The sequence below is a fragment of the Pseudomonas sp. CFSAN084952 genome, from assembly GCF_009648855.1.
Classification (GTDB): Bacteria; Pseudomonadota; Gammaproteobacteria; order Pseudomonadales; family Pseudomonadaceae; genus Aquipseudomonas; species Aquipseudomonas paracarnis.
Genome location: NZ_CP045767.1, coordinates 4,065,493 through 4,088,385 on the forward strand (window position 1 = coordinate 4,065,493; position 22,893 = coordinate 4,088,385).

At 59.7% G+C, this 22,893-nt stretch carries 27 protein-coding genes; 11 read left to right on the forward strand and 16 right to left on the reverse strand.

Annotated elements, in window-relative coordinates; all coding sequences use genetic code 11:
• Positions 1-4: 4 nt before the first annotated feature.
• Complete coding sequence (locus tag GH769_RS18440; protein WP_014719631.1) at positions 5-442, reverse strand: multidrug/biocide efflux PACE transporter; 438 nt, start codon at positions 440-442, stop codon at positions 5-7.
• An 88-nt stretch (positions 443-530) separates the two neighbouring features.
• Between GH769_RS18440 and GH769_RS18445 the strand changes: the two genes are divergently transcribed.
• Positions 531-1,385 (forward strand): LysR family transcriptional regulator, encoded by an 855-nt coding sequence (locus GH769_RS18445; RefSeq protein WP_014719632.1) that lies wholly within the window; start codon positions 531-533, stop codon positions 1,383-1,385.
• Between the two features lie 109 nt (positions 1,386-1,494).
• Here the strand turns inward: GH769_RS18445 and GH769_RS18450 are convergent, their stop codons facing one another.
• From GH769_RS18450 to GH769_RS18465, 4 genes are read right to left on the reverse strand one after another with little or no spacing between them, the layout of a single operon-like run.
• Positions 1,495-2,706, reverse strand: coding sequence for an RNA polymerase sigma factor (locus GH769_RS18450; protein ID WP_014719633.1), 1,212 nt, complete (start codon positions 2,704-2,706; stop codon positions 1,495-1,497).
• Positions 2,703-3,179 carry an SRPBCC family protein gene (locus GH769_RS18455; RefSeq protein ID WP_020303118.1) on the reverse strand — a complete coding sequence of 159 codons (477 nt, stop codon included), beginning with the start codon at positions 3,177-3,179 and terminating at the stop codon, positions 2,703-2,705. Before GH769_RS18455 ends, GH769_RS18450 begins: the two co-directional genes overlap by 4 nt.
• A gap of 25 nt (positions 3,180-3,204) precedes the next feature.
• Positions 3,205-3,558: a YciI family protein gene (locus GH769_RS18460; protein ID WP_032902785.1), complete on the reverse strand. Its 354-nt coding sequence runs from the start codon at positions 3,556-3,558 to the stop codon at positions 3,205-3,207.
• A 42-nt stretch (positions 3,559-3,600) separates the two neighbouring features.
• The gene (locus GH769_RS18465) at positions 3,601-4,020 is read right to left on the reverse strand and encodes a nuclear transport factor 2 family protein (protein WP_019819316.1); all 420 of its coding nucleotides are present in this window, start codon (positions 4,018-4,020) and stop codon (positions 3,601-3,603) included.
• 145 nt (positions 4,021-4,165) lie between these two features.
• On the opposite strand from GH769_RS18465, the gene GH769_RS18470 reads away from it, so the two are divergent.
• A complete protein-coding gene (locus GH769_RS18470) occupies positions 4,166-4,657 on the forward strand; it encodes an N-acetyltransferase (protein WP_014719637.1) in 492 nt (163 codons plus the stop codon).
• A gap of 66 nt (positions 4,658-4,723) precedes the next feature.
• Here GH769_RS18470 and GH769_RS18475 read toward each other — a convergent pair whose 3' ends face one another.
• Positions 4,724-5,206, reverse strand: coding sequence for a GyrI-like domain-containing protein (locus tag GH769_RS18475; protein WP_032902784.1), 483 nt, complete (start codon positions 5,204-5,206; stop codon positions 4,724-4,726).
• Between the two features lie 195 nt (positions 5,207-5,401).
• On the opposite strand from GH769_RS18475, the gene alaC reads away from it, so the two are divergent.
• A complete protein-coding gene (gene alaC / locus GH769_RS18480; protein ID WP_032895593.1) occupies positions 5,402-6,613 on the forward strand; it encodes an alanine transaminase in 1,212 nt (403 codons plus the stop codon).
• Positions 6,614-6,766: 153 nt separating this feature from the next.
• Here the strand turns inward: alaC and GH769_RS18485 are convergent, their stop codons facing one another.
• Both GH769_RS18485 and GH769_RS18490 read right to left on the reverse strand, forming a co-directional pair.
• Positions 6,767-8,119, reverse strand: coding sequence for a GntP family permease (locus GH769_RS18485; protein WP_032902782.1), 1,353 nt, complete (start codon positions 8,117-8,119; stop codon positions 6,767-6,769).
• Positions 8,120-8,203: 84 nt separating this feature from the next.
• Positions 8,204-8,737 carry a gluconokinase gene (locus tag GH769_RS18490; RefSeq protein WP_014719641.1) on the reverse strand — a complete coding sequence of 178 codons (534 nt, stop codon included), beginning with the start codon at positions 8,735-8,737 and terminating at the stop codon, positions 8,204-8,206.
• Between the two features lie 225 nt (positions 8,738-8,962).
• On the opposite strand from GH769_RS18490, the gene GH769_RS18495 reads away from it, so the two are divergent.
• The 6 genes from GH769_RS18495 (at position 8,963) to GH769_RS18520 (ending at position 14,249) form a co-directional block, all read left to right on the forward strand.
• Positions 8,963-9,994 (forward strand): LacI family DNA-binding transcriptional regulator, encoded by a 1,032-nt coding sequence (locus tag GH769_RS18495; RefSeq protein WP_161793224.1) that lies wholly within the window; start codon positions 8,963-8,965, stop codon positions 9,992-9,994.
• Between the two features lie 391 nt (positions 9,995-10,385).
• Positions 10,386-10,625: a DUF6124 family protein gene (locus tag GH769_RS18500; RefSeq protein WP_014719643.1), complete on the forward strand. Its 240-nt coding sequence runs from the start codon at positions 10,386-10,388 to the stop codon at positions 10,623-10,625.
• A 190-nt stretch (positions 10,626-10,815) separates the two neighbouring features.
• On the forward strand, positions 10,816-11,448 hold the full coding sequence (locus GH769_RS18505) for a glutathione S-transferase family protein (RefSeq protein ID WP_032902780.1): 633 nt from the start codon (positions 10,816-10,818) through the stop codon (positions 11,446-11,448).
• A 153-nt stretch (positions 11,449-11,601) separates the two neighbouring features.
• The gene (locus tag GH769_RS18510; RefSeq protein WP_020303122.1) at positions 11,602-12,021 is read left to right on the forward strand and encodes a hypothetical protein; all 420 of its coding nucleotides are present in this window, start codon (positions 11,602-11,604) and stop codon (positions 12,019-12,021) included.
• Between the two features lie 218 nt (positions 12,022-12,239).
• Positions 12,240-13,655: an MFS transporter gene (locus tag GH769_RS18515; protein WP_032902779.1), complete on the forward strand. Its 1,416-nt coding sequence runs from the start codon at positions 12,240-12,242 to the stop codon at positions 13,653-13,655.
• A gap of 132 nt (positions 13,656-13,787) precedes the next feature.
• Positions 13,788-14,249 carry a hypothetical protein gene (locus tag GH769_RS18520; protein WP_020303124.1) on the forward strand — a complete coding sequence of 154 codons (462 nt, stop codon included), beginning with the start codon at positions 13,788-13,790 and terminating at the stop codon, positions 14,247-14,249.
• Positions 14,250-14,361: 112 nt separating this feature from the next.
• Here the strand turns inward: GH769_RS18520 and GH769_RS18525 are convergent, their stop codons facing one another.
• The 4 genes from GH769_RS18525 to GH769_RS18540 all read right to left on the reverse strand — a co-directional run bounded on the left by GH769_RS18525 (position 14,362) and on the right by GH769_RS18540 (position 17,783).
• Positions 14,362-15,312, reverse strand: coding sequence for an aliphatic sulfonate ABC transporter substrate-binding protein (locus GH769_RS18525; RefSeq protein WP_032902776.1), 951 nt, complete (start codon positions 15,310-15,312; stop codon positions 14,362-14,364).
• 110 nt (positions 15,313-15,422) lie between these two features.
• Positions 15,423-15,944: a sigma-70 family RNA polymerase sigma factor gene (locus GH769_RS18530; protein ID WP_019819328.1), complete on the reverse strand. Its 522-nt coding sequence runs from the start codon at positions 15,942-15,944 to the stop codon at positions 15,423-15,425.
• 108 nt (positions 15,945-16,052) lie between these two features.
• A complete protein-coding gene (locus GH769_RS18535) occupies positions 16,053-16,844 on the reverse strand; it encodes a phosphate/phosphite/phosphonate ABC transporter substrate-binding protein (protein ID WP_014719651.1) in 792 nt (263 codons plus the stop codon).
• A 9-nt stretch (positions 16,845-16,853) separates the two neighbouring features.
• A complete protein-coding gene (locus GH769_RS18540; RefSeq protein ID WP_014719652.1) occupies positions 16,854-17,783 on the reverse strand; it encodes a fatty acid desaturase in 930 nt (309 codons plus the stop codon).
• Positions 17,784-18,085: 302 nt separating this feature from the next.
• Between GH769_RS18540 and GH769_RS18545 the strand changes: the two genes are divergently transcribed.
• The gene (locus GH769_RS18545) at positions 18,086-18,514 is read left to right on the forward strand and encodes a GNAT family N-acetyltransferase (protein WP_019819336.1); all 429 of its coding nucleotides are present in this window, start codon (positions 18,086-18,088) and stop codon (positions 18,512-18,514) included.
• A gap of 20 nt (positions 18,515-18,534) precedes the next feature.
• Here GH769_RS18545 and def read toward each other — a convergent pair whose 3' ends face one another.
• The 3 genes from def to GH769_RS18560 all read right to left on the reverse strand — a co-directional run bounded on the left by def (position 18,535) and on the right by GH769_RS18560 (position 20,387).
• Complete coding sequence (gene def / locus GH769_RS18550; protein ID WP_014719654.1) at positions 18,535-19,074, reverse strand: peptide deformylase; 540 nt, start codon at positions 19,072-19,074, stop codon at positions 18,535-18,537.
• On the reverse strand, positions 19,071-20,021 hold the full coding sequence (locus GH769_RS18555; RefSeq protein ID WP_014719655.1) for a YihY/virulence factor BrkB family protein: 951 nt from the start codon (positions 20,019-20,021) through the stop codon (positions 19,071-19,073). The genes def and GH769_RS18555 overlap by 4 nt, the downstream gene beginning before the upstream one ends.
• A gap of 180 nt (positions 20,022-20,201) precedes the next feature.
• Complete coding sequence (locus GH769_RS18560) at positions 20,202-20,387, reverse strand: CsbD family protein (RefSeq protein ID WP_003193737.1); 186 nt, start codon at positions 20,385-20,387, stop codon at positions 20,202-20,204.
• Positions 20,388-20,588: 201 nt separating this feature from the next.
• On the opposite strand from GH769_RS18560, the gene GH769_RS18565 reads away from it, so the two are divergent.
• Positions 20,589-20,966, forward strand: a complete 378-nt coding sequence (locus GH769_RS18565) for a hypothetical protein (RefSeq protein ID WP_020303128.1) — start codon at positions 20,589-20,591, stop codon at positions 20,964-20,966.
• Positions 20,967-21,129: 163 nt separating this feature from the next.
• On the opposite strand, the gene fadD1 is transcribed toward GH769_RS18565, so the two are convergent.
• A complete protein-coding gene (gene fadD1, locus GH769_RS18570; RefSeq protein WP_014719656.1) occupies positions 21,130-22,821 on the reverse strand; it encodes a long-chain-fatty-acid--CoA ligase FadD1 in 1,692 nt (563 codons plus the stop codon).
• Between the last annotated feature and the right edge of the window lie 72 nt (positions 22,822-22,893).

Below are 22,893 nucleotides of genomic sequence, written 5' to 3' on the forward strand. Positions count from 1 at the left end.
ACGCCTACGGGGTAACTGGGGTTTTACCGGCGAATTTCTCGCGCAGCACGTCATAACCCCAGTGGTACACGTAGGTGTACGGCAGGAAGAACAACAACACGCCAATGTCGAGGATGAAGGCTTCCAACAGGCTGATCTTCATCAAGGCGGCAATCAACGGCACTGCCAAGAGGATCAGGCCGCCTTCAAACAGCAGCGCATGCAGCACACGGGTCCAACCACCGTTGGCCAGTTGCAGGCGATTTTTAAGGCGGTCGAACAGGCTGTTGAACACCACGTTCCAGCTCAGTGCCAACAGGCTGATGCCCAGGGTCACTGCGCCCATCTCCAGCGCGGGCCGGCCGGTGATCCACACCAACAGCGGCGTGCAAATCAATAAGGCCAACCCCTCGAAACCAAGGGCTTGAAAAACGCGTTCAGTAAGGGATTTGGTAGGGGTCATAGCCCGGCTCCGTGAGTGACGATGGTTGCCATGATCAGGCTTTGTCTCGATACTTCATAACCAATAACCATCGATCAAGGCGATAGTCATGGCCTCCCATGAAGTGCTTCAGGCGTTTGTCCAGGCTGCCACCCAAGGCTCGTTTTCCGCGGCGGCGCGCAAGCTGGGCAAAAGCCAGTCCACCGTGAGCGCGGCAGTGGCCAGCCTTGAGATTGACCTGAACGTGGTGCTGTTTGACCGCAGCAGCCGCAAGCCGACCCTCACACCGGCGGGGCAAGTGTTGCTGCAACGGGCTGAGCAAGTGCTGGAAGCCAGTAGCCGCCTGGAGCTGGCAGCCAGTCAGTTATCGCAAGGCCTGGAGCCGAAGTTGAGTCTCGCCATGTCCGATACTTATCAGTCTGATCGATTCGAGGTCGCTCTCAGCGCCTTCGAACAACGCTACCCAGACCTTGAGCTGGAATGCCTGATCGCGGAATGCGAAGACTTGATCGCACTGGTGCAAAGTGGCCGGGCGCAGATCGCGTTTATCGAGAAACAAGAAGCCTACCCGCCGGACCTGACGTTCTCCCCCGTGGAAGAGCGCACGGAGATCGCGCTGTTTGTCTCGCCTGGACACCCATTGGCGAACCTGGACAAGGTTCACCCGCACACCTTGCAACAACACCGGGAGTTGCGCTTGGCGAGCATCATCAGCCCCAATGAAAACCGCGGCACGCAACGTGTGTGGTCGGCGCCGAGTTACCTGATGCTGATGGAAATGGCACAGCTGGGTTTTGGTTGGGCACCGATACCGCGCTGGCTGGTGGAGCGTTTTGGCGGCAACCAGTTGGTTGAACTCAAGGTGCGCAGTTGGCCGCGTTCGGTGGCGGTGGATGCGCTGTGGTCCCGGCACCAGCCGCCGGGGCCTGCGGGGAGCTGGTTGCTGGGCAAGATGCTGGAGTGAACGCAGTGCAATGTAGAGGGGGCCGTTAGAGAGACGTTGGCTGTCAGGCCATCATCGCAGGCAAGCCAGCGCCCACATTGGATCGCGGGGCGTCATAACATCGTGTTGGCTATTTGAGTTCGGCGAGGCGTCGCGTGATGAAGCGTTTTTCTGGCGCCTGTTGCGTCAGCGACAGCGCTTTTTCGTACGCGCTGCGAGCTTCGTCAAACCGCCCCAACTGCCGGCAAAATTCCCCACGCGCCGAATGCGCCAAGTGATAGTCCTGCAACTCACCGCGCTGCAAAAGGTTGTCTACCAGCGCCAGCCCCGCCAAAGGCCCCTGCTCCATCGCCACCGCTACCGCACGGTTCAACTCGATCACCGGCGACGGCACAGACCTGAGCAATACATCATAGAGCCCGACAATCTGCCGCCAATCGGTTTCCCCTGCGCTGGGCGCCTCGGCGTGCACGGCGGCAATCGCAGCCTGCAAGCAATACGGCCCGAAGCGTGGCGTCATCAGCGCCTGCTCCACCAATGCGCAGCCTTCAGCGATCAAGGCCCTGTCCCAAAGCGTACGATCCTGAGCGTCCAACAGCACCAGTTCGCCGCTGGCAGAAGTGCGGGCAGGCCGACGCGACTCGTGCAGCAACATTAACGCCAGCAAGCCCATGACTTCCGGCTCGGGCAGCAACTCCAGCAGCAAACGCCCCAGGCGAATGGCCTCCAAGGTCAGGTCCTCGCGGGTGAGGTCGGCACCCGCTGAGGCCGAATAGCCCTCGTTGAACACCAGGTAAATCACCCGCAGCACACTGTCCAATCGTTCGGGCAATTCGGCGCGGGACGGCACTTGATAGGGAATTCTCGCCTCACGGATCTTGCCCTTGGCGCGCACGATGCGTTGGGCAATGGTGGTGGGCGTGGCTAGAAAAGCGTGAGCGATGGCCTCGGTGCTCAGGTCGCAGATCTCGCGCAAGGTCAGCGCAACCTGGGCATCGGCTGCCAACGCTGGGTGGCAGCAAGTGAACATCAGGCGCAGGCGGTCGTCTTCCACGTCTTCATCACTCCAAGGCGCGGCCTCCAACGCCTCGGCCTGCTCCTCCAATAACGGGGTAAACCGCGACTGCCGACGCAGGCGATCGATGGCTTTGAAGCGGCCGGTGGACACCAGCCACGCCCGTGGATTATCCGGCACGCCATCCTCGGGCCAGCGCTGCAGGGCGACGAAAAATGCTTCGTGCAGCGCCTCCTCGGCCAGGTCGAAATCCCCTAGCACACGAATCAACGTCGCGAGCACGCGGCGTGATTCGCGGCGGTAAATAGCGTCGATCTGCTGGGTCAATCGACCATGTCCTCGGTCACCAACTTCACTAGGCGGTCCAGGCTCTGGCCCCAGCCGTCATGAAAGCCCATGGCTTCGTGGGCCTGCTTGTCCTCGGCACTCCAGTGCATGGCGCGGGCGGTGTAGAGCGTCTTGCCGCCGACATCTTCAAAGGTGACTTCGGCGCTCATGAACGGCTTGCCCGAGGGCACCCAACCCGGCATGAACGCGTCGGTAAACACCAGGCGGTTGGGCGCATCGATTTCCAGGAAAACGCCCTGGGTCGGGTACTCGCTGCCATCGGGCGCACGCATCAAGGTGCGGAACAAGCCGCCGACCCACAGGTTCATCTCGCATTCAGGGGTGGTCATGCCGTGGGGGCCCCACCATTGTTGCAGCAGGGTTGGCTCGGTCCAGGCGCGAAACACCCGGCGGCGCGGCGCATCGATCAAGCGGCTGATGGACAGTTCAAATTCGGCGGGTTGAATGTTCACGGGGCAACCTCCTCAAGTCTTTTGATTATTGTGTTGAGAGATTCAATTGGCGCACGGGGCGCACTTCCACACTGCCGACCCGGGCTGCCGGAATGCCGCCAGCCACCTGGAGCGCTTCATTGAGGTCCTTGGCGTCGATCAGGTAGAACCCGGCGAGCTGCTCCTTGGTTTCGGCAAAAGGCCCGTCGGTGATCGACAGCTTGCCGTTGCGCATGCGCACGGTGGTGGCGGTGGTCACTGACTCCAGCGGCTCGGCGGCCAGCATGCGCCCGCTGGCCTGGATGGACTCGACGTAGGCCAGACATTCCGAGTCGTGGGGGCTGTCGGGCGAGGTGTGCAACGCCTGTTCGTCGCTGTAGATCAAGCACAGGTATTTCATGGCGTTCTCCGTTTTCGGACTACTGACTATAGTTCGCAGTGCTCAAGGTTTCAGGTCGAACAACGCCGTGCCGCTTTGCATATCAAACGGTGCCGACCAGTGCTCGTGCACCACCTTCCATTGGCCATCGATACGCTGGTAGCCGGCAGTCACGCGCATCCAGCAGGCCTTTACCTCGCCGTCCGGCCCGGCGCCGCCGCAGTGGGCCAGCCAGTGGGCGAATGCGCTGTCTGGCGCATCGACGACATGCAATTCATGAAACTCGAAGATGCCGGGGCCGGGGCAGTGCTCCATGCACGCCTCCCAATGCGCGCGGTAGGCCGCCTTGCCCTTGAATTGCAGAGCGGTTACGGCGTCGAACGAGACGATATCGTCGGCGTAAAAGCTGACAATTTTGTCGATATCGCGACTGACGACGGCGTCTTTCCATTGCTCGATCAGGCGCTTGATTGCAGTGCTCATGGCGATGACTCCTTGGGGTGGAAAATCACGGAAGACACCCTTAGTCGAATGGCCCGAAGGGAAATCGACATCCCCCTGAAAAATAATTTCCCGTAGCCCAAACCCGATAAACTGCCACTTCTCTTGCAGCCGTTCGGACAGCCCCATGCCAACCCGCCTCGTTGCCTACGAGGCGCTGAATGCTGTGCAACAACAGCAAGTCGGCGCCATCGAAGTTCACCCTGAACAACTGCCGTTTTGCGGTGATATGTATTGCGCCCTCAATACCCTGCTCGCCAACCCGAGCCCTGGGGTCAAGGGCTTTGCGCTGTTGGTCGACGACCTTCCTGTGGCGTTCTTGCTGCTCAAGCGACCACCGTGCCTGCCTCATTGGGCCGATGAACACAGCGCCACCCTCCACGCGCTACAGGTAGACCGGCATCAACAGGGGCGTGGATACGGCAAGATGTGTTTGCAGGCGTTGCCCGCCGTGGCGCGCGAGGCCTGGCCGCAGATCAAGGGGTTGGAGTTGTCGGTGGATGCCCACAACCTGGCGGCAATGGGGTTGTATCTGGGGGCAGGATGGGTGGATCGCGGTGAGGCGTACAAGGGTCGCGTAGGGTATGAGCGCCGGTTGAGCTTCAGGTTTAATCCATAGCGGCAATGTCACGTAAACATGACTTTTAAGCGTGCATGTCGTGTTTACGTGACATCGGGTGCAGTGTCAGCCCCGCTCCCCGATCGGCAGCCAGATTTCCACCGTCCCCGTGCCCTTCCTGGCATCGAAGTCCGCGCTATAGCGCTCGAAATCCGCGCCCATGACTTTGTAGCCCGAGTGCGGCAGCCATTCGAACATGATGCGCTCGTAGGTTTGCTCAAGCGCCTGCACCGGCCCGTAGTGGGGGAACACGGCATAGTTGAGTGGCGGAATTTCGATCACCTCGAAATTGCTTGGCACGTCTTTCCTGGCCGGGACTTCAACACCTGCCAGGTAATCGAATTCGCCGTGATGCGGGTTATGGCACACCCCGTAGGTCACACCGCCGACGCGCTTCTTGATGTCCTTGATGCAGGTATCGAACAACTCCCACAGCCGTGGGATATCGCCCACGGTGGCCTTCGAATATCGCCCTTGTACCCCGGCGATCACCAGGGCCTTACCGGCTTCCAGGCGTGACTCCAACGGTTGTTTTGTCTGCTGATCCATACGAACAGTCTCCTTCTTATGAGGGAACAAACCCGCATCGAGTATAGGGGCATATCCGCGTTGTACTCCATGTAGAAAAATTTCCTACGCATCTGGACAACTGGCCATCATCGCCCTTATTGTCTGCCCCGCAGGCCACCGCAGTGGCCGACGTCGCTCGGACGGTTCCGGGCGCTTACGTACCTCGAGGCAACAATGGCAGACCAAGGTTCGCCGCGCCGCTTTGCGCGCATAGATCGACTCCCCCCTTACGTTTTCAATATCACTGCCGAGCTGAAGATGGCTGCGCGTCGGCGCGGCGAAGACATCATCGACTTGAGCATGGGTAACCCTGACGGCGCCACGCCTCCTCATATCGTGGAGAAAATGGTCACCGTCGCCCAGCGTGAAGACACCCACGGCTACTCCACCTCCAAAGGCATTCCGCGCCTGCGCCGGGCGATTTCGCGCTGGTACAAGGACCGTTACGCGGTGGATATCGACCCTGAGTCCGAAGCCATCGTGACCATCGGTTCCAAGGAAGGCCTGGCGCACTTGATGCTGGCCACCCTGGACCAGGGCGATACCGTGCTGGTGCCCAACCCCAGCTACCCGATTCATATCTACGGCGCAGTGATTGCAGGTGCCCAGGTACGTTCGGTGCCGCTGATACCGGGCGTGGATTTCTTCGCTGAGCTGGAGCGCGCGATTCGCGGCTCGATCCCCAAGCCGAAGATGATGATCCTCGGCTTCCCGTCCAACCCGACCGCGCAGTGTGTGGAACTGGACTTCTTCGAACGGGTGATCGCCCTGGCCAAGCAGTACGACGTGCTGGTGGTGCACGACCTGGCCTACGCCGACATCGTCTACGACGGCTGGAAAGCCCCCTCGATCATGCAAGTGCCCGGCGCCAAGGACATTGCGGTGGAGTTTTTCACCCTGTCCAAGAGCTACAACATGGCCGGCTGGCGCATCGGCTTCATGGTAGGCAACCCGGAACTGGTCAACGCCCTGGCACGCATCAAGAGCTACCACGACTACGGCACCTTCACCCCGCTGCAAGTGGCGGCGATTGCAGCGCTGGAAGGCGACCAACAGTGCGTGAAGGACATCGCTGAACAGTACCGCCAGCGTCGCAATGTGCTGGTCAAAGGCCTGCATGAGCTGGGCTGGATGGTGGAGAACCCGAAGGCGTCGATGTACGTCTGGGCCAAGATTCCCGAGCAGTATGCCGCCATGGGCTCGCTGGAGTTTGCCAAGAAACTGTTATTGGAAGCGAAGGTGTGTGTGTCGCCGGGGATCGGTTTTGGTGAGTATGGCGATGATCATGTGCGCTTTGCGCTGATCGAAAACCAGGACCGGATTCGCCAGGCGGTGCGAGGCATTCGGGGGATGTTCAGGGCGGATGGGTTGGTCAGCAAAGCCTGACCTGATTTACCTGAAGAAACCCAATTAATGTGGGAGCTGGCTTGCCTGCGATGCAGACACCTCGGTGTTTCAGATGTACCGAGGTGATGCTATCGCAGGCAAGCCAGCTCCCACATTTTGATCGAGTTGCCGCCACTGCTTTTGTGGTGTGGCTTACACTACCAACGACAGCAACATGATGAAGATCAGCGCCACGATCGACAGAATGGTCTCCATCGCCGTCCAGGTCTTGAACGTCTCGGCCACGGTCATGTTGAAGTACTGCTTGACCAGCCAGAACCCCGCATCGTTGACGTGAGACAGGATCAACGAACCCGCGCCCGTCGCCAGTACCAGCAACTCGCGGTTAACCCCTGGGATCATGCCCACCACCGGCACCACAATGCCCGCGCCGGTAATGGTCGCAACCGTCGCCGAACCGGTGGCAATCCGAATCACCGCCGCCACCAGCCACGCCAGCAGGATCGGGTTGATCTGCGCGTTCACCGCCATATGGCCGATCACGTCGCCCACGCCGCTGGTCACCAGCATCTGTTTGAAACCACCACCGGCACCGATGATCAGGATGATCGCGGCGGTCGGCGCAAGGCTGGCGTCGAGCAACTTGAGGATCTGCTTGGAGTGGATACCCTGGCGATGGCCAAAGGTGTACAGCGACAACAGCAACGCCAGCAACAGTGCGGTGATCGGGTGGCCGATCATGTCCATCCAGTTACGCACCACGTTGCCTTCAGCGAACGCGATGTCGGCAAAGGTTTTGAGTAGCATCAGGAACACCGGCAGCAGCACGGTGACCAGAGTGATGCTGAAGCTCGGCAGGTCTTTGTTCTCCGGCTCGCGGGCCAGTTGGTCCACCAGTTCCTGGGACGGGTTGCCCGGGATGTACTTGGCGATGAACGTACCGAAAATCGGGCCGGCGATGATGGCGGTCGGCAGCGCAACGATCAGACCGTACAGGATGGTCTTGCCGATATCGGCACCGAACACGCCGATGGCCAGCAGCGGGCCCGGGTGCGGTGGCACCAGGCCGTGCACCGCCGACAAACCGGCCAGCAGCGGGATACCGATCTTGATCAGCGACACGCCGGTACGCCGGGCGACAATAAACACCAGCGGGATCAGCAATACAAAGCCGATCTCGAAGAACAGCGGGATGCCCACCAGGAACGCGGCGAACATCATGGCCCACTGGACCTTCTCTTTGCCGAAGGCGCGGATCAGGGTCTGGGCGATCTGATCGGCACCGCCGGACTCGGCCATCATCTTGCCGAGCATCGTGCCCAGCGCGAGGATGATGCCGACAAAGCCGAGCACCCCGCCGAAGCCGTCCTGGAACGCCTTGATGATCTTGTCCACGGGCATACCCGAGGTCAGGCCGAGGAAACCGGCCGCGATGATCAGTGCAATGAACGGGTGCACCTTGAACTTGGTGATCAGTACGATCAACCCGATGATAGTGACTACTGCATCTAGCAGCAGGTAAGACTCGTGGGACATGCCAAACATGGGGGGTCTCTCCTGTTTGTTGTTGTTATTAAAGCGGGTGTTGAACTTCCTGCCGGGGATAGCGCTATCTTTTCCGGCAAAAAATTAATGAGTAGGTTCAAAGCCGTGCTTGCGCCACCAGGTATTGGTCTGCTCGGCCAGCTCCTCGACGCTGTCTTCACTGGCGTTCAAGGCCAGGGTCAGCGGCTCGCCCTTGGGCGATTCAAGGGTGGCGAACTGGCTGTCGATCAGGCTTGCCGGCATGAAATGGCCGGGGCGGTGAGACACGCGGTCGGCGGCGACTTCGCGGGTCAGTTCCAGGAAGACAAAACCCAGGCCCGGCGCGGCTTCGCGCAAGTGGTCACGGTATTTTTTCTTCAGGGCCGAACAGGTCAGTACAGGATGCTCGCCCGCTTTCAACGCGCGGCGCAGTTCATCGCACAGGATGTCGAGCCAGCCGGCGCGGTCGTCGTCGTTGAGGGGGTGGCCGGCGCTCATCTTTTCGATGTTCGCGGCGGGGTGAAAGCTGTCGCCTTCAATGGCAGTGGCGCCGTTAAGGGCGCACAGGGCTTGGCTGACGCTGGACTTGCCACAGCCGGAAACACCCATGATGACCAGGGCGGTAACAGGTTGACTCATGAAACACCTCAGGACGCAGATAGCGCTACCTTTGCATAGCGTAAGGCTAGTGCAAAAACAGGCTTTTCCCGCGCCGACTTGTCATTTTTATGGAGTGACGCGTGCATCCGTTCCAACAGATTGACTTCAAGAGCTGGACAGGATCAGGCAACCCTTTATCCAAGAATTTGCAGCCCTTTGGAGACAGCGCTACCTTAGTGCCTCGATTTTTGTTTGGCAAGCTGCCTGATGACCTCTAAGAACGATAAAAATACCCGCACGACGGGCCGCCCCACCTTGAACGAAGTCGCCCGCCTGGCTGGCGTCAGTCCGATTACCGCCTCCCGTGCTTTGCGCGGTATCAGCACGGTCGCCACGGAGCTGGTAGAAAAGGTGCAACAGGCCGCCGCCGAACTGAGCTACGTGGTCAACCCCGCCGCCCGCGCCCTGGCCTCGGCGCAGAGCCATTCGGTGGTGGTGCTGGTGCCGTCACTGTCCAACCTGCTGTTTATCGAAACCCTGGAAGCTATTCATCAGGTACTGCGGCCCAAGGGCTTTGAAGTACTGATCGGCAACTCCCATTATTCGCGCGATGAAGAAGAAGACCTGCTGCGCAACTACATGGCCTATCAGCCGCGGGGATTGCTGCTGACCGGGTTTGACCGCACCGAAAGCGCGCGACGAATGGTCGAGGCCAGCAATGTGCCCTGTGTGTACATGATGGATCTGGACCCTAATGCCGGGGTGAACTGCGTGGGCTTCTCGCAACTGGCCGCTGGCGAGACCGCGGCGGCGCACTTGCTGTCCCGGGGGCGCAAGCGCCTGGCCTATATCGGCGCGCAGTTGGATCAGCGCACGTTGTTGCGCGGCGAAGGTTTCCGCCGCGCCTTGCAGCAGGCGGGCATGTACGACCCGGCGCTGGAGCTTTTGACACCACGTCCCTCCTCCGTGGGCCTGGGCGGCGAACTGTTCCTGCAATTGCTGGCAGCGCATCCGGATGTGGATGCGATCTTCTTCGGCAACGACGACCTGGCCCAGGGCGCCCTGCTCGAAGCCCTGCGCCATGGCATCAAGGTGCCTGAACGTGTGGCGGTGCTGGGCTTCAACGACCTGCCCGCTTCCTCATTCATGGTGCCGCGCCTGAGTAGCATCAGCACGCCACGGGAAGCCATCGGGCGTCGGGCGGCGGAGCATTTGCTGACGATCATGGCGGGCAACAAGGTGGCCAAGCCAGTGGTGGATATGGGGTTTGAGTTGCAGGTGCGCGAGAGCACCTGAACGTCGAGCTGAACGCACACAATGTGGGAGCAGGCAAGCCAGCTCCCACCTTTTTCTACCGTGCCCACTTGATAGGTAGGACAGCCGTAGGAAGCGGCTTACATTGCAGTAAGCGCCTTGCTCCGCTGCCTACGCTTACGTCAGAATCCGCCGGCTTGTGCGCCTCGGTGACGGTCTCTAAGGTTTGCCGGTCGCTGAATTTCTCGGTGATCGGGTTTAGTAGCCCGAGTTTGGTCACTCTAAGTGCATAAGCCTGCCCGCGTTAATGGCGGCTGTGCGTAGGGCACTTTCGGGTGCGCCGGCTTTGAGTGTCCACCGGTCTACTAACCTGCGTACAGCTGCCACCCTCGTTTAGTAGCGATACGGCGGCAGCCCATTCCAGGATGCTCTGATGATCAAAAAAATCGATCCGCCGCTAACCACCCTCTTCACGCTCATCCCCGATGTTTCCACTGAAACCCTGCTGGCCAACAGCTACGAAACCGTCTGCTCCGTCAGCACCTTACTGCTCGACCTGTCCGATGACCTCACCGGCAAACACCGTGATGTGGCCCTGGCCATTCATCAATTGAGCGAGCTGAGCGTATTGCTGGTGGGCAAGGCCATGGACCAGCACACACCACGCTGCTGAGGCAATCCACGATCCCTGTGGGAGCTGGCTTGCCTGCGATAGCGGCGCATCAGGCAGTACCTTCATTGACTGACACAGCGCTATCGCAGGCAAGCCAGCTCCCACATTTTCGACCGTGCCCGCTTCACACCCTCGCCGCTGTGCCCGGCGCCTGCTAGATTGGTCATTCTCCAAATGCCAGGGAAGCACCATGGGCCATTCACTGAAAATTTTGGGTCGCACCTCCTCCATCAACGTGCGCAAAGTACTCTGGACCTGCCAGGAACTGGGCATCGACTACGTGCGTGAGGACTGGGGCATCGGCTTCAAGCCCACCCAGTCCCCCGAGTTCCTCGCTTTGAACCCCAACGCGCAGGTGCCGGTGCTGATCGACGACCATGGCGTGCTGTGGGAGTCCAATACCATCTGTCGCTACCTTGTCGGCCTTTATCAGCGCCATGACTTGCTACCCGTTGAGCCTGCCTTGCGTGCACGGGTTGAACAGTGGATGGACTGGCAGGCCACCGAACTCAATCCTTCATGGGGCTATGTGTTCCACGCACTGGTGCGTAAGAACCCGGACTATCAGGACCCGCAACGCATCCAGGCGGGCGTGCAGGCCTGGAATGACAAGATGGCCTTGCTGGAACAACAGTTGACCAAGACCGGCGCCTACGTCGCGGGCGAAGAGTTCACCCTCGCTGACATCTTGATAGGCCTTTCGGTGCATCGGTGGCAGATGACACCCATGGAGCGGCCACCCTACCCCGCCATCGAGGCGTATTACCAACGCCTCAGCCAGCATGCCGGCTTCAAGACCTTCGCCCTCGACGGCCATGACTAAGCGAGCTATTGGGCCTCAGGCATGGTCATCACCATTGGTCTGAAAACCACTACCACCTGTCATATTTGACAGTAGACCTGTTTTTCATCTTCACCTATTCATAAGCCAGAGCAAGGCAATGCCTCGCTCATCCCTGAATATGGAGAAGCAGCCATGAGCGAGAAGATCGGTGAGTACGACAAAATTTCCGGCGTAATCGATGGGTGGGATACCACCTTTGTCACGTCCTTTGTCGCCCATTTGAACGGAGAGTCAGGTTTCAATTCGACAGTAGGAATCATGTCCGGATCTGGCTTGATAAAAATGAGCATCGACCAAAATATCAAGGCAGGTGAGACCTACGACATCGATGCAACGGGGAGTGATAAAAAAGTAAGGCTTGAGTTTGACGACACGCGACAAGGCGAGTCCGGCAACTATATGGCAACCAGTGGCAAATTCACCGTATTGAAACTGCAAGGCAATATGCTGTCAGCGTCCCTCCACTTTGAGGCGCAAACCGCGCAAGCCCCTCAAAAGAAGATGAGCTTCACCCAAGGCGTTTATGAGGTTGAGGACTTCAAGCACGTCTAGAACATCCACGCAGCGGGAGGGCCCCACTCCCGCCAGAAGCTGCCTGCCGATAGCAACCTTCGGCAGGACAGCCTTCGCGCCCTCGCGCGATAAACCTCTGAAACAGAGGCGCCGCGCGCAATTAATCGGCGAATGTACGGGCTACCGTCCGCAACTTAACAAACACCGCTTTCCGTTAGCCAGTTAAGATTCCAGGTGACCGACTATGGAATTTATTCATGTCCACACTCCCCGTCTCAGCTACGGACACCCTCGCCCCCCACCGAGCCGCCCACATCAGCGCCCGCATCGACCGCCTGCCCGCCGTCGCCACTATTTGGCGCCTGGTGGCGTTGCTCTCCATCGGCGGCTTTTTCGAGCTGTATGACTTGTTCCAAACCGCCTATATCAGCCCTGGCCTGATCAGCGACGGGATTTTTCATACCGGCAGCGAAGGTGTTTTCGGCTTCTCGGACCAGGCCGCTTTCGCCTCGGCCACATTCCTGGGCCTGTTCCTCGGCGCCAGCCTGCTCAGCCCCATCGCCGACCGCTTCGGGCGACGCGCGATCTTCACCTTTGCGCTGGTCTGGTACACGGTGGCAACGGTGCTGATGGGCATTCAGACCTCGGCCGTGGGCATTATCTGCATGCGCTTTCTGGTGGGCATTGGCCTTGGCATCGAACTGGTGACCATCGATGCCTATCTCTCGGAACTGGTACCTAAGCGCATGCGCAGTTCGGCGTTTGCCTTTGCATTTTTTATCCAGTTTCTGTCGGTACCGGCTGTGGCCTTGATGTCGTGGTGGCTGGTGCCACAGGCGCCGTTCGGTATCGCGGGCTGGCGCTGGGTGGTGCTCTCAAGTGCAGTGTTTGCGCTGTTTATCTGGCAACTGCGCAAGCGCCTGCCGGAGTCACCGCGCTGGCTTGCACAAAAGGGACGCTTCGAAGAGGCCGACACGATCCTGAACAACCTGGAGGCACGCTGCCAAAAGGATCATGGCAAGCCGCTGGACGAACCGGACCCCGAAGCCATCAGCGTGCAGGGCAATGGCCGTTTCGCCGATATCTGGCAGCCGCCCTACCGGCGACGCGCCTTGATGCTGATCGTGTTCCATGTATTCCAAGCCATCGGCTTCTTCGGCTTTGGCAACTGGCTGCCGGCCTTGCTCTCGGGCCAGGGTGTCAGCGTGACCCACAGCCTGCTCTACGCCTTTATCATCACCCTCGCCTACCCGCTCGGCCCGCTGCTGTTCGTCAAGGTGGCCAACCGCTTTGAGAACAAATGGCAAATTGTCGGCTCGGCCATGGGTGCAGTGATCTTCGGCAGCCTGTTTGCCCTGCAAACCACAGCGTTAGGGCTGATTTTCTGCGGGGTGATGATCACCTTCTGCAATGCCTGGCTGAGCTTCAGTTATCACTCCTATCAGAGCGAATTGTTCCCCACCAATATCCGTGCGCGAGCGGTCGGGTTCTGTTATTCGTTCAGCCGTTTGTCCACGGTGTTCAGTAGCCTGTTGATCGGCTTTATCCTCGAGCACCTTGGCACGCCGGGGGTGTTGGCGTTTATCGCCAGCAGCATGTTGATCGTGATGATTACCATCAGTTGGTTCGGGCCGCGTACGCGCAACCTGGCGCTGGAGAACATCGCTCACTGACGGCAACGGTTGGCCGCACAAGGAGAAGGCTTGCCGCGCCGACGACTCCCGCCCCAGTAAACACTGGGGAACGGCACCCGGCACAGTATTTGCTCCAGCTGTCGCACCGTCTGTTTTCATAGGTGACCGATCATGCTGGTTAACAACACTCAAGCGGCGTCGAACGTGCAACAGATCACGCGACCCGACATGGACCCCGCCAACGCCGCCGCCAGTGCGCTGTACAGCGGCGCTTTGCAGGCTGCGCAACACAGCGTCACAGTGCCGGCCGCGCAGAGGGAATTGGACAAGGCCAGCGATCGCATCGACGAAGCCTTCGCCAAGACCCGCGTGCAGTTACAGGCCACGACTAACGGGGCACGTACCGAGTTCACCGAATACATGAGCAGATCCCCGGCCGAACGTATTCGTGAACAGCTGCTCAAGGAACAAGGGCTGACCGAAGAGCAAGTGCAGGCGCTGCCCCAGGAAAAACAAGACGCCATCGCCAAACAAGTGGCCGAGCGCTTGAAAGAGCAGCAACAGCAGCAGGTTGCGGCGAAGGCCACTGCTTCGCCAGCCGAGACAGTGAAAGAAACCCTGGCCGCGATCTGAACCTGTGGGAGCTGGCTTGCCTGCGATAGCATCACCTCGGTTCATCTGATACACCGAGGTGTCTGTATCGCAGGCAAGCCAGCTCCCACACTGATCGGTCTAGCGGTCTGGCTCATGGAAGGTCAAGGGGCTTGAAGACAGCCTGCTGCACGTCGACTTTTTTCGGGATCAGGCCGTTGGCAAAAAACAGGTCGGCGGTGCGTTGCTGGTTGGCGATATCGATGGCCTCCAAGGGGCGGATCGGCTCAGGCGAGCGATGTTCGAAGTAGCTTTTGACCACCGCCGGTTGCAGGCCCAGGGTGCCGGCCATCAGCGTGATGCTCGCGTCGGGCTCATCAAGCGACAAGCGCTGCGCCTTGCCAAGCGTCTGGATAATCGTGGCGATGGCCTCTGGGTGCTGCTTGGCAAACGGGTGGTTGACCACGAAGAAACTGCCCGCAGGGTTCAACCCTTGCCCGTCCCGCAGCACGCGTGCCGAGCCGTCGATCACGGCGGCCGAGTAGTACGGGTCCCACACTACCCATGCGTCCACCTTGCCTTGTTCGAACGCGGCGCGGCCGTCGGAAGGCGACAGGTACACCACATTCACATCCTTCCACTGCAACCCGGCGTGCAGCAGGCTTTTGAGGAACAGGTTGTGTGCACTGGAGCCCTTGAGCAATGCCACGCGCTTGCCCTTGAGTTCGGCCACGTTCTGCACGGTGCTGGCCTTGGGCACCAGCACTGCTTCGGCCTTGCCCTCGTTGGGCTCGACGGCAAAATACTGCAAGTCGATCCCGGCCGCCTGGGCGAAGATCGGCGGTATATCACCAATATTGCCGATGTCCAGGCTGCCTGCGTTGAGCGCTTCGATCAGCGGCGGGCCACCGAGGAATTCGGTCCACTGCACCTGTGTACCGGGCAGTGCGGCTTCGAAGAGCTTGTGCTCACGGGCGAGCACCATGCTGACCGAGCTTTTCTGGTAGCCGATGCGCAGCGTGGAAGGTTCGGCCGCCGAGGTGGGTTGCGCCAGTACCGCCAATGCCAGCAGCGAACTGCCCAGCAGGTGTTTGATTGCTTTCATAAGTTGCCTCTTGGTGGTTCGATCAGATTCAAAGTGAGCACAGGAAGTGTGGGAGCTGGCTTGCCTGCGATGGCGGCCTGTCATGGCCAGAGGTGTTGGCTGGCTCACCGCTATCGCAGGCAAGCCAGCTCCCACATTTGATCGGGGTGGGATTCAAGTCCGGTAACAGCGCGGGCCATGTAGTCACTGACCGAGCGCTGGGAAATCCCCAGTTCGGCGGCGATCTGGGGGTACGTCAGGCCGTTGACGCGGGACAGCAGGAACGTCGCCTTGACCTTGGCCGGCAAGCGGTCGAGCGTCTGCTCGACGGCCTGCAGCGCTTCGAGCACTCGGGCCCTGCCCTCCGCGCAGGCCGCATCGTTATCCAGCGCAGCGAGGTAGGCACGCTCCAGGTCACGTCGACGCCACACCTGGTACACCAGGCGCTGGGCAATGGTGGTAAGCAATGCGCGGGGCTGTCGTATCGGCGCTACCTGAGGTGCACTCAAGAGCTGGACAAACGCGTCGACGGCGATGTCTTCGGCGTGGGCACGGGAGTTGAGGTAGCGGTGCAAACGGCTGCACAGCCAAGGGTAATGAATGCGAAACAGGGAGCCCACATAGTCGCTGTGAGCACGATCGGCGCCGGACATAGGGGCTCCTTCTGAGTAGGTTGCGCGGTATGTCCGGTGTTCCGGTGAAGCAATCCTAGCAAGGCTCCTTATGCTTTAATAATACTTAAAACGCATTTTTATATAACCTTATTGAAGTACCGAATAGCCGATGCTGGCGGCTTTGCGCTGGTAATCCAACACCACCTGATAGTCATCTTCGCTGGCAGGAAGCACAGCTCGCACACCGAGGGTTTGCGCCACCTGCGGCAGGTCCTGCAACGCCAGGTTCATCGCCTCACGAATCTGCGCCACCTGCCCATCGCTCAAGCCCAGCGCGCCTATGTAAGGCAAAGTCGGGCTCGGCGCGCTGCGGGTGATGACGCGCAGGCCCGCGACCTCTTCGGGGGCGAATCGGGCGAGGTAGTCGTAGGTGACGCTATCGATGGCGGCGAGGTCGGCGCGGCCTTCACGCAGCCAGCGCAAGCTCTCGCGGTGGGCGCCGCTGATGCCGACGCTGGCGAAGAACCGCCCGTCGCGCTGCAACGGCGCCAGACAGTGACGCAGCAGGTTCATGCCGCTGTTGGAGTCGTGGCCGTTGATCACGCCGCGGCTCTGGTAGAACTGCGTCAGGCGGGTACGCGGGTTGTCCGCGCGGGTCAACAGCAGGCTGCAATGTTCGCCGTGGCTGCTGTGGGCCAACTCGTAACGGGGGCGCCCAATGATGCGCACCTGGCCGCGCAGTTGGGTCATCAGCGGGTAGCCGCAGGTTTGGCTGACGAGCAATTGTGGCGCCAGCCACAGGCCGCGCAAGTCGAGGTGGTCGGCGTTAAGACGATGCAGCTTCAAGCGCTCAAGGATGCGCGCCAGCCAGTGTTGATTGGCCTGCTGGATAGGTTCGGGCGCAACGTACATGCGCAGGTCGGCGTAGTACTCACTCATGGTCGCCTCTCAGGCAAACGGGTGCCGGGGACTGTCGATGGCCTTGAGGCCGTGACGGCTGATCAACTGGCCGTAGCCTTGCACCAGGAAGCCACCGCTGCGCACCAGCCACTGCTCGCGCCGGGCACGGTACACCCTGGGCAGCAGGTACCACGGCAACTTTGGCAGATCGTGGTGCACCAGGTGCAGATTGTTGTTGAGAAACAGCCAGGCCCAGGGCCAGGACGCTTCGTTGAGCACTGTGCGGTGTTCCGGCCGCAGATGGGGGCGGTGCTCATAGTAGGAGCGGATCGAAGCCAGGGACAACGCTGGCACGCTGACCAGCAGCAGGTAATGCCACACCGCAAGCGCGCTGTAGGAGGCAATGAAACTCAGCATCAGCACAGTAACGGCGCCGTGAGCCAGCCACATCGGCCATACCTGGGGCAGGCGTTGAAACTCGTGACGGGCCAACCGGCCAATGGCCAACGGCGCAGCCAGCAGGAAGCGGCCAAGCACGGTCTTGGTCAGCCAATGCACGCCACGTTCGAACAGCGAGCTGTCGTCCCATTGCTGCTGATTGAGGTAGCGGCTTTCCGGGTCGATGCCCGGTAGGGTCAGGTTGTCGTCGTTGTGGTGCAACAAGTGGCTGTCGCGGTACAGCGTATAGGGATACCACACCGCGAAAGGCGCATAGCCGAGGAGTTTATTGAGCAACAACGAACGGGTCGGGTGGCCGTGGAGCAATTCGTGCTGCACCGATAGCCACAGGGTCACCAGCGGAATCAGCAGCAACATGCTCAGCCACAGGCCCAGCCACCGGCTGCCAAGGATCACCGCGAACCAGCCGGCATATACGCCGATCAACAGTAGCCAGGTCGGCCATTCGGTTCTTGCCACGAAGGTTGTCGCCAGGGCTTCGATTTCCCGGCGTTGGGTCGGATCAAGGTAATTGGCCATCGGCAGCTCAGAGCAGGTGTTTCCTGCTCTGTGCAATGAGGCGGGAAAATCTTGCAGATCGTTTAGTTCTAAGCGTGTAACTCAGTGACCGAACAGGCCTGCTTCGGATTTTTTGGTCTTCTTGTCCGCGCGTTTTTCATCGGCGGTCTTTGCCGGTTTTTTCTTGGCGGCTTTCTTTGAATCCATACCTTTGGCCATGATGCATGCTCCACTAACAGGGGATGTAGCACTGGGTATACCACCTATTGCCCGGCAGAAGGCGCTTATAATCCCCGGCCCTGGATAATGCTTGTCTGAACCCCATGCCCCCATTGCACATCGAACCGCTGGCAGAGCCTCTGTGGCCACTGCTGAACAAGTTTTACCGCAACCACAATTCGTCGATGAAGGCACTCAAGGGCGGCCGCTTGTGGGTGGCGCGCGATAGCGACATCGTGGCGGGCTTGTGCTTGAGCCCGGTGGTGGGTGGGCAGTGGCTGACGGGGGTGTTTGTGGCGCCGACTTATCGTGGCCAGGGGCTCGCGGCGCGACTGGTTGAAGAGGCCGTGGCGGGTTGTGAGGGGACGGTCTGGTTGCTGTGCCATCCGGACCTGGAAGGGTTGTATCGGGGCATGGGGTTCAGCCAGGACACGGTTTTGCCGCAATCGCTGAGTGAACGGCTGGTGCGTTACAAGCGCAATAAGCCGATGATTGCGATGGGGCTCAATGCCCCAGTCCTGAATAAACACTGATCCCACAGTTGAACTGTGGGCTATTCGTCAGCCGTTGGGTCCAGCTCCGGGAACATCACTTCAATAAACCCGAATTTGCTGAAATCGGTAATCCGCGATGGGTACAACCGGCCGATCAAATGGTCGCACTCATGCTGCACCACCCGCGCATGGAAGCCGTCGGCAAAACGCACAATCGGCTCGCCCTTGGGGTCGAAACCTTCGTAGCGGATCTGCTGGTAACGGTTCACGGCGCCGCGCAGGCCGGGCACTGACAGGCAACCTTCATAGCCCTCTTCCAGTACCGGGCTAAGCGGTGTGATCAGCGGGTTGATCAGAATGGTCTGGGGTACCGGCGGCGCCTCCGGGTAGCGTTCGCTGGCCTCGAAACCAAAGATCACCAGTTGCAGGTCGACACCAATCTGCGGTGCAGCCAGGCCAACACCGCCTACGTGTTCCATGGTCTGGAACATATCGTCGATCAGTTGCCACAACTCGGGGCTGTCGAACATCTCCGGCGGTACCGGCGGGGCGATACGCAGCAGGCGCTCGTCGCCCATTTTCAGGATTTCACGGATCATTGTTCAGGCTCGGTAATGGGCTTGGAGTGGTCCCGGCCTAAGCCAGAGACGTGCTGTTTTTCAGTCGGGGCCGGTTCGCCGATTTCCTTCTGCCCGGGGTCCTTGCCTTCGGCAGACATGTGTTCGATCACGGCATTCATCTCCGCGCCGAGCAACAGCACGGCAGCGGAGATATAGAAATACAGGAGCAGGACAATAATCGCACCGATACTGCCATACATGGCGTTGTAGTCGGCGAAGGTTTTGACGTAGTAGCCAAAGCCGAGGGAGGCGACGATCCACACCACCACCGCCAATACCGAACCTGGGGTGATAAAGCGAAACTCCTGCTCGACATCCGGCATCACGTAATACATGAGTGCCACGGCGAACATCAGCAGGATCACGATCAATGGCCAGCGCAGGATAGTCCACAGGGTGACGACGAATTCCTGCATGCCGATCTGCCCGGCCAGCCACTCCATGACCTGCGGGCCGAGCACCATCAGCGCGGCAGCAGCCAGCAGCATGCCGGCGATGCCGACGGTGTAGAAAATCGACAGTGGAAAACGCTTCCAGATCGGCCGGCCCTCAACCACGTCGTAGGCGGCGTTCATGGCGCTCATCATAAGGCGCACGCCCGCGGAGGCCGTCCACAAGGCAATCACGATACCGACCGAGAGCAGCCCCCCCTTGGACTGCTGCAGTTGGTCGATCACCGGGTTGACTTGCTCTAGCGCCTGGGGCGGCAACACCAGTTCCGACTGCAGGCGCAGCCAGGTGAAGAAGTCAGGCAGGTGCAGGAAACCGATCAGGGCGATCAGGAACAGCAGAAAGGGGAACAACGAGAACAGCATCTGGTAGGCCAGTGCCGAGGCGTAAGTCGGCATCTCGTCATCGAGAAATTCAGTGACGGTGCGCATCAGCACCTTGTGCAGCTTGAGACCATCGAGTACCGGAAAAATCATAGCGTCTCCTTTCGCCGCAAAGAGATTGAGTTCATGGGCGACTCAGGGGCCGTTTTCTACATCAAAGTAGCCCATTTGGCGACTTTGAAACAATTTCGAAAGTTTAGTTGCAACACCGGATACAAAAACGGCCATCCGTGGATGGCCGTCGGGCTGCTGGGGGCTGCCCGCCAGGACGCGTTACTCAGTGGCTTTTTTCACTGCGTCCTTGGTCTTGCCCACTGCTTGCTGAGCTTCGCCTTTTTTCTCTTGGATCACGCCTTCAGCACGCAGTTTGTCATTGTCTGTGACTTTACCGACGCCTTGCTTGATGTTACCGACAGCTTCGTTCGCCAAGCCCTTTACCTTATCGGAAGTGCTGCTCATGGTATTACTCCTGATAACAATCAAATGGTTTTTGGTCACTACGTAGCGGTTGACCTGAAGCGCAACGGCAGAGTTTCAATTATTTTTGTACGAGCATTTCATCGAAAGCGGCAGGTTTGGCTTTATGTTTTATGTCCAACCCACGAGAATGCCCGGCACATTCAGGCTGCAACGCTGAATAACAGATCCCGTAGGAAGGTTATGAAACTCAATAAAGCACAGGCCATTGCCCGCAGAAACCAGGAACTGGGCGGTGCCGTACTCGGCGTCAACAACTGCCACTTCACCGACCTGGACCGCAAACGCAACATCTGGTGGTTCGACCTGCCGGTGGGGCGTATTGCCGTGGGCCAGTACGAGTGGATCCATCTGTTGATGCACAACGCCGACACCGACCAGTTGCTGCACCTTAAGGTGCCGACCGTGTTCCTGCGTGAAAAACTCGAGGGGCTGGTGGTGCGCAATGCGGGCAAGCGCAGGCCGGAGATTACCCTGGAGCTAAGCGCGGATAAGGACTCGTTCTTGAAGGACGTACGCCCCGCCGGTGCGGGTGTGAGCTTCGCGCAGTTCGCGCTGTAAGCCCGGTAACCCTGTGGGAGCGCGCTTGCCCGCGATGGCAGTGAGTCAGGCGATACAGCAGTGGCTGGTGTAGCGCTGTCGCAGGCAAGCCCGCTCCCACAGGAGGTAAGTGTTTGGCCAGCGCCCTCATAAAAAACCCCGCATCAGCGGGGTTTTTTATGGGTTACTTTTTAAGACCGAGTTTCTTCAGTTCTTCATCACGCAATTCACGCCGCAGGATCTTGCCCACGTTGGTGGTCGGCAACGCATCACGGAACTCCACGGCCTTGGGCACCTTGTAGCCGGTGACGTTGGCGCGCATGTGTTCCATCACCTGGTCCTTGGTCAGGGTGGCCCCTGGCTTGACCACGATGAACAACTTGATGTGCTCGCCGGATTTTTCATCCGGTACGCCGATGGCCGCACACTGCAGCACGCCCGGCAGGCCCGCCAGCACGTCTTCGAGCTCGTTGGGGTAGACGTTGAAGCCGGAGACCAGAATCATGTCCTTCTTGCGGTCGACGATACGCATGTAGCCGTCTGGCTGGATGATCGCGATGTCGCCGGTCTTCAGCCAGCCCTCGCTGTCGAGCATCTCGTCGGTGGCATCCTGGCGCTGCCAGTAGCCCTTCATCACTTGCGGACCTTTTACACACAGCTCGCCGGTTTCGCCCAGCGCCAGCTCGGTACCGTCGTCGGCGATGACTTTACACGCGGTGGAAGGCACCGGAATGCCAATGGTGCCGATCTGGATGTTCTGGATCGGGTTGACCGTGGCCACCGGGCTGGTTTCAGTCATGCCGTAGCCTTCGCAGATCGCGCAGCCGGTCACGGCCTTCCAACGCTCCGCCGCAGCCAGTTGCAACGCCATGCCGCCCGATAGGGTGACCTTCAGCGCAGAGAAGTCCAGCTTGCGGAAACCTTCGTTGTTGCACAGTGCCACGAACAGGGTGTTGAGGCCGACGAAGCCGCTGAACTTCCACTTCGACAGTTCCTTGACCATCGCCGGCAGGTCGCGCGGGTTGCTGATCAGGATGTTGTGGTTGCCGATCAGCATCATCGCCATGCAATGAAAGGTGAAGGCATAGATGTGGTAGAGCGGCAGCGGTGTGATCAGGATCTCGCAGCCTTCATTGAGGTTGGAGCCCATCAGCGCCTTGCATTGCAACATGTTGGCGACGAGGTTGCGGTGGGTCAGCATCGCGCCCTTGGCCACGCCGGTGGTACCGCCGGTGTATTGCAACACGGCCACATCGCCGCTGGCCGGGCTGGCATCGTTGACCGGCTGGCCATGGCCCTTGGCGAGTACGTCGTTGAACTTGATGGCCTGGGGCAGATGATAGGCCGGGACCATTTTCTTCACGTACTTGATCACGCTGTTGATCAGCACGCGCTTGAACGGCGAGAGCAGGTCGGCAACTTCGGTGACGATCACGTGCTTGACGGCGGTCTTGGGCACGACTTTTTCAGCCAGGTGCGCCATGTTGGCCAGGCAAACCAGGGCCTTGGCCCCCGAATCATTGAATTGGTGTTCCATCTCCCGCGCGGTGTACAGCGGGTTGGTGTTGACCACGATCAGGCCGGCGCGGATGGCACCGAATACAGCGACGGGGTATTGCAGAACGTTGGGCAGTTGCACAGCGATTCGATCGCCAGGCTTCAAGTCGGTATGCTGTTGCAGATACGCGGCGAATGCGCCGGACAATTCGTACAGTTCACCGTAGGTGATTGTCTTGCCCAGGTTGCTGAAAGCCGGTTTGTTGGCGAAGCGCTGGCAGGACTGCTTCAGTACCGCCTGAATATTCGGATACTCGTCTGGATTGATCTGTGCAGCAATCCCGGCGGGGTACTTATCCTTCCAAAAGTCTTCATTCATGGAAGCCCACTCCTCAGCGACGCGAATTCATCATCGCATTTGATGCGATTATTATTGGTGTATGTTTTTAGG